This is a genomic window from Maricaulis sp. MIT060901 (genome assembly GCF_047123815.1).
In the GTDB taxonomy this organism is placed as follows: domain Bacteria; phylum Pseudomonadota; class Alphaproteobacteria; order Caulobacterales; family Maricaulaceae; genus Maricaulis.
In genome coordinates this window covers 1,569,498-1,582,782 of the sequence record NZ_CP138920.1, presented here as the reverse complement: position 1 = coordinate 1,582,782, position 13,285 = coordinate 1,569,498, and the positions used below count along the sequence as shown (strand labels likewise).

At 60.2% G+C, this 13,285-nt stretch carries 12 protein-coding genes; 8 read left to right on the top strand and 4 right to left on the bottom strand.

All coding sequences use genetic code 11. The features are described from left to right. The first annotated feature begins 85 nt into the window (after window positions 1–85). The 4 genes from rimP (at window position 86) to infB (ending at window position 5,735) form a co-directional block, all read left to right on the top strand. Complete coding sequence (gene rimP, locus SIC17_RS07775; protein ID WP_291890862.1) at window positions 86–625, top strand: ribosome maturation factor RimP; 540 nt, start codon at window positions 86–88, stop codon at window positions 623–625. 31 nt (window positions 626–656) lie between these two features. After that, a complete protein-coding gene (gene nusA, locus SIC17_RS07770; protein WP_291890861.1) occupies window positions 657–2,366 on the top strand; it encodes a transcription termination factor NusA in 1,710 nt (569 codons plus the stop codon). A gap of 24 nt (window positions 2,367–2,390) precedes the next feature. Further along, window positions 2,391–3,002: an RNA-binding protein gene (locus tag SIC17_RS07765; RefSeq protein ID WP_291890860.1), complete on the top strand. Its 612-nt coding sequence runs from the start codon at window positions 2,391–2,393 to the stop codon at window positions 3,000–3,002. 132 nt (window positions 3,003–3,134) lie between these two features. Beyond that, on the top strand, window positions 3,135–5,735 hold the full coding sequence (gene infB, locus SIC17_RS07760) for a translation initiation factor IF-2 (RefSeq protein WP_291890859.1): 2,601 nt from the start codon (window positions 3,135–3,137) through the stop codon (window positions 5,733–5,735). Window positions 5,736–5,985: 250 nt separating this feature from the next. Here infB and SIC17_RS07755 read toward each other — a convergent pair whose 3' ends face one another. From SIC17_RS07755 to SIC17_RS07745, 3 genes are all read right to left on the bottom strand, one after another. Next, window positions 5,986–6,483 carry a nuclear transport factor 2 family protein gene (locus SIC17_RS07755; protein WP_291890858.1) on the bottom strand — a complete coding sequence of 166 codons (498 nt, stop codon included), beginning with the start codon at window positions 6,481–6,483 and terminating at the stop codon, window positions 5,986–5,988. After that, window positions 6,480–6,938, bottom strand: coding sequence for a nuclear transport factor 2 family protein (locus SIC17_RS07750; RefSeq protein ID WP_291890857.1), 459 nt, complete (start codon window positions 6,936–6,938; stop codon window positions 6,480–6,482). Before SIC17_RS07750 ends, SIC17_RS07755 begins: the two co-directional genes overlap by 4 nt. Window positions 6,939–7,115: 177 nt before the next feature. After that, window positions 7,116–7,610, bottom strand: coding sequence for a nuclear transport factor 2 family protein (locus SIC17_RS07745; RefSeq protein ID WP_412546878.1), 495 nt, complete (start codon window positions 7,608–7,610; stop codon window positions 7,116–7,118). 176 nt (window positions 7,611–7,786) lie between these two features. Here SIC17_RS07745 and rbfA point away from each other — a divergent pair, with 176 nt between their 5' ends. Further along, window positions 7,787–8,200: a 30S ribosome-binding factor RbfA gene (gene rbfA, locus SIC17_RS07740; RefSeq protein WP_291890855.1), complete on the top strand. Its 414-nt coding sequence runs from the start codon at window positions 7,787–7,789 to the stop codon at window positions 8,198–8,200. Here rbfA and SIC17_RS07735 read toward each other — a convergent pair. After that, on the bottom strand, window positions 8,197–9,546 hold the full coding sequence (locus SIC17_RS07735) for a serine hydrolase domain-containing protein (RefSeq protein ID WP_412546877.1): 1,350 nt from the start codon (window positions 9,544–9,546) through the stop codon (window positions 8,197–8,199). The two genes, rbfA and SIC17_RS07735, sit on opposite strands and share 4 nt — an antisense overlap. 190 nt (window positions 9,547–9,736) lie before the next feature. Between SIC17_RS07735 and truB the strand changes: the two genes are divergently transcribed. From truB to pnp, 3 genes are read left to right on the top strand one after another with little or no spacing between them, the layout of a single operon-like run. Continuing rightward, window positions 9,737–10,693 (top strand): tRNA pseudouridine(55) synthase TruB, encoded by a 957-nt coding sequence (gene truB / locus SIC17_RS07730; protein ID WP_291890853.1) that lies wholly within the window; start codon window positions 9,737–9,739, stop codon window positions 10,691–10,693. 26 nt (window positions 10,694–10,719) lie between these two features. Next, window positions 10,720–10,989, top strand: coding sequence for a 30S ribosomal protein S15 (rpsO, locus tag SIC17_RS07725; protein WP_291890852.1), 270 nt, complete (start codon window positions 10,720–10,722; stop codon window positions 10,987–10,989). A gap of 29 nt (window positions 10,990–11,018) precedes the next feature. Beyond that, window positions 11,019–13,157, top strand: a complete 2,139-nt coding sequence (pnp, locus tag SIC17_RS07720; RefSeq protein WP_291890851.1) for a polyribonucleotide nucleotidyltransferase — start codon at window positions 11,019–11,021, stop codon at window positions 13,155–13,157. The last annotated feature ends 128 nt before the right edge of the window (window positions 13,158–13,285 follow it).

Below are 13,285 nucleotides of genomic sequence, written 5' to 3'. Positions count from 1 at the left end.
CGCCAATCAGATGTTCGATTGCATTGGATGATGCATTCGAGCGGTCGCTTTCGGCGGCCGCTCTTTTTGTTTCTGCGGAGCTGTTTTGAAAACCAAGACGCCACAAGATGCCCGGATCCTGGACCTGGCTGAACCTCTTGCCGAGGAGCTCGGCCTGGAAGTGGTTCGTGTTCGCGTGATGAGCGGCAAACGCCCGCGCCTGCAGATCATGACGGATCGTCTCGACGGCAAGGGTGTCGATGTGGACGATTGCGCGCGCCTGTCGCGTGCCCTCTCCGATGTATTTGAAGTCGAGGATCCGGTTTCCGGCGAATACGACCTGGAAATCTCCTCGCCCGGTATCGACCGCCCGCTGACCGATCCGCGCCATTTCGTGCGCTGGGAAGGTTACGAGGCCAAGATCGAGCTGGATCGCCTGGCCGAGGGCCGCAAACGCTTCCGCGGAATGCTCGCCGGTGTCGAGGAAAATGACGTTCTCCTGGACATGGAGGGCGAGGAACACACCACGCTGATCCCGTTTGACTGGATCGCGGAGGCCAAACTGGTTTTGACGGACGCCTTGATCGAGGCGGACTTGAAAGCGCGCGCCAAGAAAGAAACGGCGCCGAATGAAGGAGACGAATAATGTCGCAGCGGACCATCACGGAGATCATCCGATGAGCATTGGTGTCAGCCACAACCGTCTGGAGCTTCTCCACATCGCCCGTGCCTTGGCGACAGAGAAGAATATCGACGAGTCGATCGTGATCGAAGCGATCGAGGAAGCTATCCAGAAGGCTGCGCGTTCACGCTACGGCGCCGAGAACGACATTCGCGCCAAGATCGACAACAAGACGGGTGAGCTGTCCCTTACTCGGAATATGACGGTTGTCGAGGAAGTCGAGAACGAGAACCAGGAGCTCACGCTCGCCGAGGGTCAGAAAATTGACGCCGATGCTGAAATCGGAACGGTGTTTTCTGACGAGCTGCCGCCGATCGAGTTCGGCCGGGTAGCCTCCCAGACCGCCAAACAGGTCATCACGCAGAAAGTCCGCGAAGCTGAACGCCAGCGTCAGTTCGAAGAGTACAAGGATCGTGTTGGCGAGATCGTCAACGGTATCGTCAAGCGCGTCGAATACGGCAATGTCATTGTCGACCTCGGCCGCGCCGAAGGTATCATCCGCCGCGCCGACGGTATCCCGCGCGAGAACCTGCAGAACAATGAGCGCGTTCGTGCCTTCATCTATGACGTCCGTGAGGAAGTCCGCGGCCCGCAAATTTTCCTGTCGCGCGCGCATCCGGACTTCATGGCGGCCCTGTTCGCCCAGGAAGTTCCTGAAGTCTATGAAGGCATTATCGAGATCCCGTCCGTTGCTCGTGACCCGGGCAGCCGCGCCAAGATCGCCGTGATCTCCAATGACGGTTCCATCGACCCGGTCGGTGCCTGTGTGGGGATGCGTGGTTCGCGCGTGCAGGCGGTTGTTTCCGAACTGGCTGGTGAGAAAATCGACATTATTCCCTGGTCGGACGAGCCGGCGAATTTCATCGTCAACGCTCTTCAGCCTGCGGAAGTGGCCAAGGTCGTCCTCGACGAAGAAGACCAGCGTATCGAGGTTGTCGTTCCCGACGAGCAGCTATCCCTGGCGATCGGTCGCCGCGGCCAGAATGTCCGCCTGGCATCACAGCTGACCGGCTGGTCCATCGATATCCTGACCGAGGAAGAAGAATCCGAACGTCGCCAGAAAGAATTCGCTGAGCGCACCAAGTTGTTCACCGAAGCTCTTGATGTTGACGAGGTCATTGCCCAATTGCTGGCGACCGAAGGCTTCTCCGATGTTGACGAGATCGCCTATGTGGATCTGGGTGAGATCGCTGTTATCGAAGGCTTTGACGACGATACCGCTGTCGAAATCCAGGCGCGTGCGCGCGACTATCTGGACCGCCTGGCTGCCGAGCAGGATGCCAAGCGCAAGGAGCTGGGTGTCGAAGACGGTGTGCTGGAGATCGAAGGTGTCGATCTGGGCATGGCGGTCAAGTTCGGTGAAAACGACGTCAAGACAGTCGAGGACCTGGCTGGCCTGGTGACCGATGACCTGCGCGGCTGGTTCGAAACCAAGAACGGCGAGCGTGTCCGCGAGCCGGGTATCCTTGAAGATCATAACCTGTCTGCGGACGACGCCGAAATGATGATCATGCGTGCACGCGTCGTTGCGGGCTGGATTTCCGAGGAAGACCTGCCGGTACACGAAGTCGAGGAAGAAGCTGTCGAGGAAGCCCCGGGGGGCGAGCTCGACATCTCTGAAATGGATCTGGCTGCGCTGGATGCTGAGGCGGAGGCTCTGGGCCTCGATCTCAGCGAGCCGCTGGCCGAGGAAGAGGAGGAATAGCTGGACTGAACGGAGGTCGGCCGTATGGCGCGTCGGGAAAAGAAATGTCTCGTCACCGGTGATATACTGGATGAGACTCAGCTGCTCCGGATTGCTGTTGCACCGGATGATCTGCTGGTTCCGGATGTCAGCGCCAAACTCCCCGGGCGCGGGATGTGGATCTCGCCCACTCGGGAGGCGGTCGATTTGGCCCGCAAGAAAGGGCTGTTCAATCGGTCGGCAGGCAAGGCGGTGCAGGCACCGCAAGACCTGGCTGATCAGTTTGAGCGCCTTTTGAGCGAGCGGTTGCTGAAGCTGTTGGGCCTTGCCCGGCGAGCCGGCAATCTGGCCCTTGGATCCGACGCGGTGCGCATTTCGCTCCAGGCGAATGAACCGGTTTGGCGGATCGAGGCGAGCGATGGCGCGGCGGATGGTCGCCGCAAGCTCGACGGGCTGGCACGCTCCATGTGGGACGAGATCCCGGTTCTGGGTTGCTTCACGGCGGAGGAACTCGGACTGGCGACCGGACGTGGTCCAGTTGTTCACGGCGTGCTGCCGAAAGGTGTCCATTCGGACACGTTTTCGGAGTTCGCCAGGAAATTGTCGGGATTTCGTTCCCTGGAAGGCCCCTGGGCCCAGGAGACGTCATCCCGGTGACAAAGGTTGAATCCGGGGCGAAGGCCGCTAGTTTAGCGCGACTTTGCTCCGGGCTCGAGTTGGATCAGTGCGGCTTTCCGGCCATCGGCTACCGGAAGTGCCCGCAGAACAAAAGCCGATTGGAAGGCTCGTATGAGCGACACAGACGACAACAATTCCGGCCGCCGGCCGCTTTCTCTTAAACGTCCGGGATCGGGCACCGTGCAGCAGAGCTTTGCACGTGGCCGGTCCAAGGCGGTCGTTGTTGAAAAGAAACGCAAGCGTGTCGCACCGGCTGGCAAGGACGCTGCGGCGCCGCAGGGCAAGTCTGCGGGCGGCAAGGCGAAATCTGAGAATACCCTCGCAGCGAAAGCGCGTCAGCTCGGCCTGTCCGAGGAAGAACTGATCGCTCGCCAGCGCGCCATTCAGCGTGCTCGCGCTGAAGCAGCCGAGCGAGAAGCCAAGAAAAAGCAGGACGACGAGGATCGTTCCCGTCGTGCGGCTGAAGAGAAGAAAGCGCTGGAAGAACAGCGTGAACGCCAGGCTCGCGAAGCCGAGGAAGCCAAGCAGCGCGAAGAGGAAGCGCGCCGTGCGGCTGAAGCGGAAGCAGCGATGAAGGCGGACGAGGCGCGTCGGGCCCAGGAAGAGGAAACCCGCCGCAAGTCAGCGCCGGCCAAGAAAGACACTCCGGCCCGCAAGAAGCCGGATGCCCCCGCTACGCCGGACCGCGCAGCCCAGGAATCCGCTCTGGAAGCCATGGGTGGTCGCGTCAAGCGCAAGGGTGGCGCGGGCGCCACCGGTCCTGGTGCTGCCAACAAGGCACAGCCTCAGCGCAACAAGAATGACAATCGCCGTCGTGGCAAGCTCACCATCCAGAATATTCTGGACGGGGATGAAGAGCGTCAGCGCTCCCTGGCGTCCGTGCGTCGTGCACGTGAACGCGAGAAGCAGCGTCGTCTTGATCCGGGCACCGGCCGCGAGAAGATCGAACGCGAAGTCATCGTCCCCGAGGCGATCAGCGTTGCCGACCTCGCCAACCGTATGGCCGAGCGTTCTGTCGACGTGATCAAACTGCTCATGAAGCAGGGACAGATGGTGCGCCAGAACGATATTCTGGACGCTGACACCGCCGAGCTGGTGGTCGAGGAATTCGGTCACATCGTGAAACGTGTCTCCGAGGCTGATGTCGAGGAAGGCTTCATCGCTGACGATGATCCGGCTGACAGCAAGGTGGGTCGTCCGCCGGTCGTGGCCGTCATGGGTCACGTCGACCACGGCAAGACCTCGCTGCTGGATGCCCTGCGCTCAACCGATGTTGTATCGGGCGAGGCCGGTGGCATCACCCAGCACATTGGTGCCTACCAGGTTCAGCTCGCCTCCGGCGACAAGATCACCTTCCTGGACACGCCGGGCCACGCCGCCTTCTCCGCCATGCGTTCGCGTGGTGCGATGGCGACCGACCTGGTCATCCTGGTGGTGGCTGCAGATGACTCCGTCATGCCGCAGACCGTGGAAGCCATCAATCACGCCAAGGCTGCCGGCACGCCGATGATCGTAGCGGTCAACAAGTGCGACAAGCCGGACAGTGATCCGAACCGCGTCCTGACCGACCTGCTTCAGCACGAGGTTATCGTGGAAGCCATGTCCGGTGAGACGATGTCTGTTCCGGTATCCGCGCTCAAGCGCACGGGTCTGGAAGAGCTGACCGAGGCGATCACGCTGCAGGCCGAAATGCTCGACCTGAAAGCCAATCCGGAACGCGCCGCCGAAGGCGTGGTGATCGAGAGCCAGGTCGACAAGGGCCGCGGCCCGGTTGCAACGGTTCTCGTCCGTCGCGGAACGCTGAAGCGCGGTGACATTGTTGTTGCCGGCACGCAGTGGGGCCGTGTCCGCGCCCTGGTGAACGAGCGTGGCCAGCAATTGTCTGACGCCGGTCCGTCGGTTCCGGCCGAGATTCTCGGCCTGGACGGTGCGCCGGAGCCGGGTGAGGTCTTTGCTGTCGTCGAAAACGAGGCCCGTGCCCGTGAACTGGCGGAGTATCGCCAGCGCAAGGCCCGCGATGGTGCCGGCATTGTCGGTGGTGGTGCCACGGCATCGCTCGAGCAGATGATGGCCCGCCTCAAGCAGGACCAGGTCCAGGAAATGCCGCTCCTGGTGAAGGCGGATGTGCAGGGCTCGGCCGAGGCAATCAAGCAGTCGCTCGAGAAAATCGGCAATGACGAGGTTCGCGCTCGTGTCATTCACTCTGCCCCGGGTGGTGTGAATGAGAGTGACGTCCTGCTCGCCAAGTCGTCCGGCGCCCCGATCTTTGCGTTCAATGTTCGTGCGAATAAACAGGCACGCGATCTGGCGGAACAGGAAGGCGTGGAAATCCGCTACTACTCGGTCATCTATGATGTGATCGACGATGTTCGCGGCACAATGGAAGGCATGCTCGCGCCCGAGAAGCGCGAGGAGTTCATCGGTTACGCCGAGATCCTGGAAGTCTTCAACATTACCAAGGTCGGCAAGGTCGGCGGTTGTCGTGTCACGGAAGGCGTGGTCAAGCGCGGCTGTGGCGTGCGCCTGCTGCGCGACGACACGGTCATCCACGAAGGCAATCTCAAGACGCTCAAGCGCTTCAAGGACGAGGTTCCGGAAGTTCGTGCCGGCACCGAGTGCGGTATGGCCTTCGAGAACTATGACGACATCCAGAAGGGCGATCAGATCGAGTGTTTCGAGGTCATCGAAGTGGCTCGCAAGCTGGAAGACTGACCCTGATCCAATGATCATGGAAAAAGGCGGCTCCAAGGAGCCGCCTTTTTTCTTGCGCCGACAGGGCCTGCAAAATCCGGGCCCGGAAACAAGGGAGGGCGACCCGCTGGGCCGCCCTTTTGTGTCTTTCACGTTAGACTCGAGAGGGATGTCTGCTCGAGGGGGATATTCCGTGAAAGTCATAGTGGATCGAAGACCTGATCAGCCAGGAGTGCTCGGGCTGAAAAAGGCCTCACAGGCCCTCGATCCATTACTGAGCTGCCGGGGCAGCCTCAGTAACCTCCTCAATGCTCATCTCGCCACCCAGATAGTCGGGCATGTCGAGATGTTCGATAACTTGTCCGTCACGCACGCGAACCGTGGTGACGACGTCGCCGCGCCAGACCCGATCGCGTCCGTCAGGCAAACGCCAACGGGCTTCAACTGCACCGCCGAACACGGCCTGACCGGAAGCTTCGTGGTCGATTTCCAGGTCGTAATTCAGCGCGTATAGACCATATTGGTCATGGAAAGTGGTCAGGGCGGCGGTGATCGCCTCCTTGCCCTCATAGTGGTAGGGCCCACCCTGGACGTTGAAACTGCCGCGATCGGAAAACACCGCTTCGTCAGCCAGTAGCTCATTCATGCGTTCCACATCCATCACCGTATAGGCGTGGAAATAGTCGCGGGCGATCTCGGCCGGCTCCTGAGCCAGGGCCGAACCGGAAAATACCAGGCCGGAGAGGCAGAGTGCGAGGCGCAGGGTCATTGCGTCCCTCCCTCTACCGGCAGCGGTGTCATCTCATTGAAACCGGTATAGTCGCGGTGTTCGGTCACGAGTCCGTCCTCCATGGTCACGATGGTGATGATCGGGTAGCGGAAACCACGTTCTCCCTCCGAGGTCGCGTAGAAAACAACGCGACCGGCCGCTTCATAAACACGATCGATGTGGTGTTCGCCCCGAGCCACATTCCAGGCGGAAATTCCGTTGAGGATTTCATCCGGCCAGGTCCAGTGAATGGGTGTTTGTACAAACGCCAGGTCAAACGAGGTCGGGTCGATGAAGACGGCATCATCGGCCATCAGGCCGCGCATACTGTCAAAGTCCTGCTGTTCATAGGCACTGATATAGGCCCGGGCGACATCCATGCTGTCCGCCGGCTGGTCCGTCCGGACCACCGTGCTGGTCAGCAATATCGTCGTCAGTGTGAGCAGGTTGAGCATCAAACTTTTTACTCGCCAATTGGCTTTGCGGTAGCCCCTCGCCGCCGCGTCCCAACCCTTCTACCCATCCATCCCCGAGAGAAAAGCGCCTGAAGGCCCTGAAGGGATGAGTGGTGTCTTGCGAGGGATGAATGAGATGAAAATGGGCCGAAATAGCAGTGACTTGGCGTTTACCGTTCAGTCTGCCGGGACCATTTCGCGCTGCGGATTGGCGTAGTTTGCGAAGTCCTGGTGCCGGACAACGTGGCCATCCCGTACTGTGATCACGGTCACCTGTTCAGCCCGCCAGCGGAAGTTCTGCGTGACGTCCTGGGTCGGGTAGAGCGCATTTACATGTCCGGAGAAAATCACCCGTCCATTGCTCTCGAACACAGTGTCCCAGGCAAAGCCGAGCTCGATGGGGTTATAGGTGGCGCGGAACTGGTTCAGCATCTCCATAACTGACGCACTGTTGTCGTAGGACAGGCCGTCGGGGCCGACGCCTTCGCCCAGGGCCGTGCGGTCCTCGAACACAGCATCATCGGCGAGAAAGCTCTGCATGCGTTCCAGGTCGACCTGTGAATAGGCGGCCATGTAGTCGCGCGCGATGCGTTCGGCTTCGCTCCGCTTGGCGGGTTGGGCGTCCTGAGCGATGATGACTGCAGACAGGCTGGCGATGGTGATCAAGTCCATTGGGGAACTCCCTGAGAAACGTCCCGCGCATAAATCGCGCTGCCGAGGCCAAGGCCAGTGATCGCCCCGCGGCAAGGGACGAATGACGCTCTTGGAGGGATGTTCTCCATGCCCGGACTTGCATCCGGGCGCTGGCAGGCGTAAACCCGCGCGCCTTGCAGGAAGGCGCATGTGACATGGCAAAACGTTTCGACAATTCCAAAGGCCCCTCACAGCGGCAGTTGCGCGCTGGCGAGCTGATCCGTCATGCCCTGGTCGATATTCTCGCCCGTGAGGGCCTGCGCGACCCTGCCCTGGAGTCTGTTTTGATCTCGGTCACTGAAGTGCGTCCCAGCCCGGATCTGCGCTCGGCCAAGGTCTATGTCGCCCCGCTCGGTCAGGGTGATGCCAAGGCGCTGGCCTCCGCGCTCAACAAGACTGCCGGTTTCCTGCGCGGTCGCCTTGGACGTCAGATCGACATGAAGTTCACGCCGGAATTGCACTTCCACGCCGACAACAGTTTCGATACGGCCAGCCAGGTCGATGCATTGCTGTCACGTCCGGAAGTGACCCAGGACCTGCGCAATGAGGATGAGGAAGACCGGGACTAGTCTTCCGCCGTCTCTGTTTCAGGCATTGGCGGCATGTCGCGTGCCCAGCGTGAGATTTCGGTCTGCTGCCCGATCATCCGTTGTGTCGCGGTCAGCGCCGTCAACAGGCCCGTTTCGTCACGTGTCGGGGCGAGATGGATATTGAATGTCCGCCACAGGACCGCCCCGTCCGGCTGAGGGGTCAGGTAAAAACTCCAGCCCCGCTCTAGAAGCGTGAAGGCCAGCCCGTCTTCCGCTTCCGAGATCTCGACCGGGCCAAATCCGGTGCTTTCATATGTTCCGATCAATGCGCGATGACTGTCGGCCAGTTCGTAGGTGGGCTGACGGACAGCTGCCGGAATGACGGCTTCATCCAGCACCAGCCGGTGCAGTACGTCGCGGATTCCCCAGTTCGAATAGGACTCGATATTGGTCGAATAGGCGATGACGAGTTCGCGCGCGGGAATGATGGATACCCCTCCGGAATAGCCCGGCACACTGCCCTGTATGGTGTAGATCACCTCTTCGCCCAGTGTACGGACCGAGAAGCTCCCGATCAGGCTTCCGTCCGGTTGGAACAAATCCAGCTCCCGGGAGGCCACCGCCGTGGCCAGCCGCATCAGATCATCGACCGTGGTGATCAGCCCGCCAGCACCAAAGCCCGGTTCGTCCACCATGGGTGCGCGCAGATCCAGCGGCAGCGGGCCCGGTGCGTAACCGGTGACATCCAGTTCCCGGCGCTCGCGCGAGAGGCGGCTTGAGGTCATGCCCAGCGGCGACAGCAATTCCATCGTCACCAGAGTCTCGAACCTGCCATGGCCGGCGCGTTCGGCGACAATGGCGAGCAGGCTGTAGCCGACATTGGAATAACTCTCATCATGCGGACCCGGTTCGAAAGCATGCGTGTCATTCAGCCATTGGATGACTGTGTGGGAGCGGTTGTCTGTCAGGGCTCCCGGAGAAAAGTCGCGCGGCAGGCCTGAGCGGTGCATCAGCACATCGAAGACGCTGGCCGTAAATGCCGGATCGAGGTCGGGAATGTACTGGCGGACTGGCGCATCCAGGTTCAGCTGACCTTCGCCGCTCATTCGAATGATCAGACCTGCGGTCAGGCTTTTGGTGACTGATCCGACCGGGAAGGCGGTCTGCGGTGTGAATTGAGTACCCGTCTCCCAGTTCGCGTAGCCGAAACGCTCATAACTGATCAGTTCATCGCCCCGGCGCACGGCGATCACACCGGAAAAATCGCGGCTGGCTTCCAGTGGCTCGAAATAGGCACGCAGACGCGCGCTGATATCGGGATCCTGGGCAAGGGCCGCAGTCGAGGTCAGGGCGCTCAGAACGGCAAGCAGTGCGATGCGAATCATACAGTTTCTCCTAGCCTCCAACTCCTAGTCTGTCCGGCTTTGTCAGAACAAGCCGGATTCCGTGAGTGGCGACTTTTTCCAGCCGAGCGGCTCAGGCGCTTGCGGTCAGCCTCGTGATCCAATAAACAGCGCGACTTGCTTGGCCGGGTCCGATCCCCGGCATGAGAACCAGAAGAGAAAAGGTATCCTCATGGGGCGACGCAAAAAAGGCCTGGCGATCCACGGCTGGGTCATCCTCGACAAACCGTATGACATGACCTCCACGCAGGCGGTTTCGGCTGTTCGACGCCTGTTCAACGCGAACAAGGCTGGTCATGCCGGCACGCTTGATCCACTGGCGACCGGCATCCTGCCGATTGCGCTGGGCGAGGCGACCAAGACGGTGCCCTTCGCCATGGAGGGTGAGAAGGCCTATCGCTTTACCGTGCGCTGGGGCGAGCGGACCGACACGCTGGATGCAGAGGGCAAGGTGATTGCGATGTCCGAGGTTCGCCCGGAGCGGGATCATATTGAATCCGTGCTTGATCAGTTCATCGGCGATATCGAACAGATCCCGCCGGCCTATTCCGCCATCAAGGTCGATGGCGAGCGTGCCTATGACCTGGCGCGTGACGGGGAGACGGTGGAGCTTGAGCCGCGCCCGATTTACATTGAATCCCTGAAGCTTATCGAGGTTCGCAGCGCTGATGAGGCGGTTTTCGAGATGCGGTGTGGCAAGGGCGCCTATGTGCGCTCTCTGGCGCGTGATCTTGGACATGCGCTCGATACAGAAGGTCATATTGTTGAGCTGCGCCGGACCGAGGTGGGATCCTTCCTGGAGGAGGAGTCCATAAAGCTGGACGAACTGGAAGAAATGGCCCATAAGGGCGCCGCTTCGGAAGCCTTGCTCCCGGTTCAGACCGCGCTGGACGACATCCCGGCACTGGCCGTGACCGACGACGAGACTTTCCAACTGAAGCAAGGACGCTCAATCGTCCTGCTCCCGCGTATTGCGCAAGAACTGAAGGAGCAACGACGCCCGCTGTCGATTGCGGGCAAGGATTGCACCTTCCTGGTTCTCGCCGAGAACAACGGGATCGCAGTAGCACTGGGCGAAGCGAAGGCCGGGCAGTTCCAGCCCTCGCGTGTTTTTAATCTGACCCCATAGGGTCACACGACTACTAGGAGATCCCGATGTCGATTGAAGCTGAGCGCAAGACTGCTCTTATTTCTGAACACGCCCGTGGCAATGCCGATACCGGTTCGCCGGAAGTACAGGTTGCTATCCTGTCCGAGCGTATTTCCAACCTCACCGAACACTTCAAGACCCACAAGAAGGACAACCATTCCCGTCGCGGCCTTCTTAAAATGGTCTCTCAGCGCCGTCGCCTTCTCGACTATCTGAAGAAGAAAGACGAAGCGCGTTACAAGGCAATCATCGAGAAGCTCGGTCTGCGCCGCTAATCCGCGACATTATCCGTACGAAAGACGATATGTTCGATATCCAAAAAGAAACGATTGAGTGGGCGGGTCGCCCACTCACCATCGAAACCGGGCGGGTCGCCCGACAGGCAGACGGCGCGGTCATGGTGACCTATGGCGAGACCACGGTTCTCGCCACCGCCGTAGGCGTCAAACAGGTCAAGCCGGGGGCTGATTTCTTCCCGCTGACCGTCAACTACCAAGAGAAATACTTCGCCGCCGGTAAGATTCCTGGTGGCTTTTTTAAACGCGAAGGTCGCCCGACCGAGAAAGAGACGCTGACGTCTCGTCTCATCGACCGTCCGATCCGCCCGCTGTTCGTGAAAGGCTTCAAGAACGAAGTCCAGGTCATGATCACGGTTCTGTCCCACGACATGGAAAATGACCCGGATGTTGTCGGCATGGTTGGCGCATCTGCGGCTCTGTGCCTGTCCGGCCTGCCGTTCATGGGCCCGATCGGCGCTGCTCGCGTTGGCTATATCGATGGCGAATACGTCATCAACCCGCAGGTTGACGAAATGGCCGAGAGCGATCTCGACCTCGTTGTTGCTGGTACGGCTGACGCCGTGATGATGGTTGAATCGGAAGCGAAAGAGCTGTCCGAGGAAATCATGCTGGGTGCGGTTGTTGCCGGTCACGAGGCTTTCCAGCCGGTGCTCGACGCCATCATCCGCCTGGCTGAAAAAGCCGCCAAGGAGCCGTGGGACTACGAGCCGGAAGATCATTCCGCCGAAGAAGCCAAGGTTCGCGAACTGGTCGGTGATGACATCGCCAAGGCTTACACCATCGTTGAGAAAACCGAGCGTTACGCTGCGGTTGGCGAAGCGAAGGAAAAGGCTGTTGCAGCCCTGCTGCAGACCGAGGAAAACCAAGACGGTATCGAAGAGACCGTTCTCAAGGACGTGCTCAAGTCTGTTGAAGCTTCCGTTGTTCGCGGTGGCATCATCAAGACCGGCAAGCGTATCGACGGTCGTTCCCTCGACCAGGTTCGCTCCATCGTCTCTGAAGCCGGTATCCTGCCGCGTACGCACGGTTCTGCCCTGTTCACGCGTGGCGAGACCCAGGCCATGGTCGTTGCGACCCTGGGTACGGGTGACGACGAGCAGTTCATCGACGATCTGACGGGAACGTACAAGGAGCGCTTCATGCTCCACTACAATTTCCCGCCCTACTCTGTCGGCGAAACCTCGTTCCGCCTGGCTCCGGGCCGTCGTGAAATCGGTCACGGCAAGCTGGCATGGCGCGCAGTCCGCGCAGTTATTCCGGGTGCCGAAGACTTCCCGTACACCATCCGTCTCGTGTCCGAGATCACCGAGTCCAACGGTTCGTCCTCCATGGCGACCGTGTGTGGTGCATCCCTGGCCATGATGGATGCGGGTGTTCCGATCACGCGTCCGGTTTCCGGTATCGCCATGGGCCTGATCAAGGATCCGGAAGGCGTTGCTGTCCTGTCCGACATCCTGGGTGATGAAGATCACCTCGGTGACATGGACTTCAAGGTTGCCGGTACGTCTGAAGGTGTCACATCGCTGCAGATGGACATCAAGATCGCCGGTATCACCAAGGAGATCATGGAAACGGCCCTGGACCAGGCCAAGGGTGGGCGTATGCACATCCTTGACGAGATGGCCAAGGCGCTCGACACGGCGCGTGAGGAACTCGGCGAGTTCGCACCGCGTATCGAGACCATGCAGATCCCGACCGACAAGATCCGTGACGTTATCGGTTCTGGCGGCAAGGTGATCCGCGAGATCGTGGAAACCACCGGTGCCAAGGTCGACATCAATGATGACGGCGTGATCAAGATCGCATCTTCCGATGCAGCTTCGATCAAGGCAGCCCGCGACTGGATCCACGGTCTGACGGCTGAGCCGGAAGAAGGCCAGATCTACAAGGGCAAGGTCGTCAAGGTCATGGACTTTGGTGCCTTCGTGAACTTCTTCGGACCGAAAGACGGCCTCGTGCACGTCTCTCAGATGAAGAATGAGCGTGTGAAGCACCCGTCTGACGTCGTCTCCGAAGGTGACGAGGTCTTCGTGAAGCTTCTCGGCTTTGATGATCGTGGCAAGGTTCGCCTGTCCATGAAGGTCGTCGACCAGGAATCTGGTGAAGAAGTCAAGAAGGACGAGGAAGCTTCCGAAGAGGCGTAAGCCGCTTCCAGCTTTCCGCTTCAGGATTGAGAAAACCCCGTCGGCTCATGCTGGCGGGGTTTTTCTTTGCGGCAAAAAGAACCCCCGCCGGAGATATCCGGCGGGGGTCGCTAAACGGCTACCCGCCG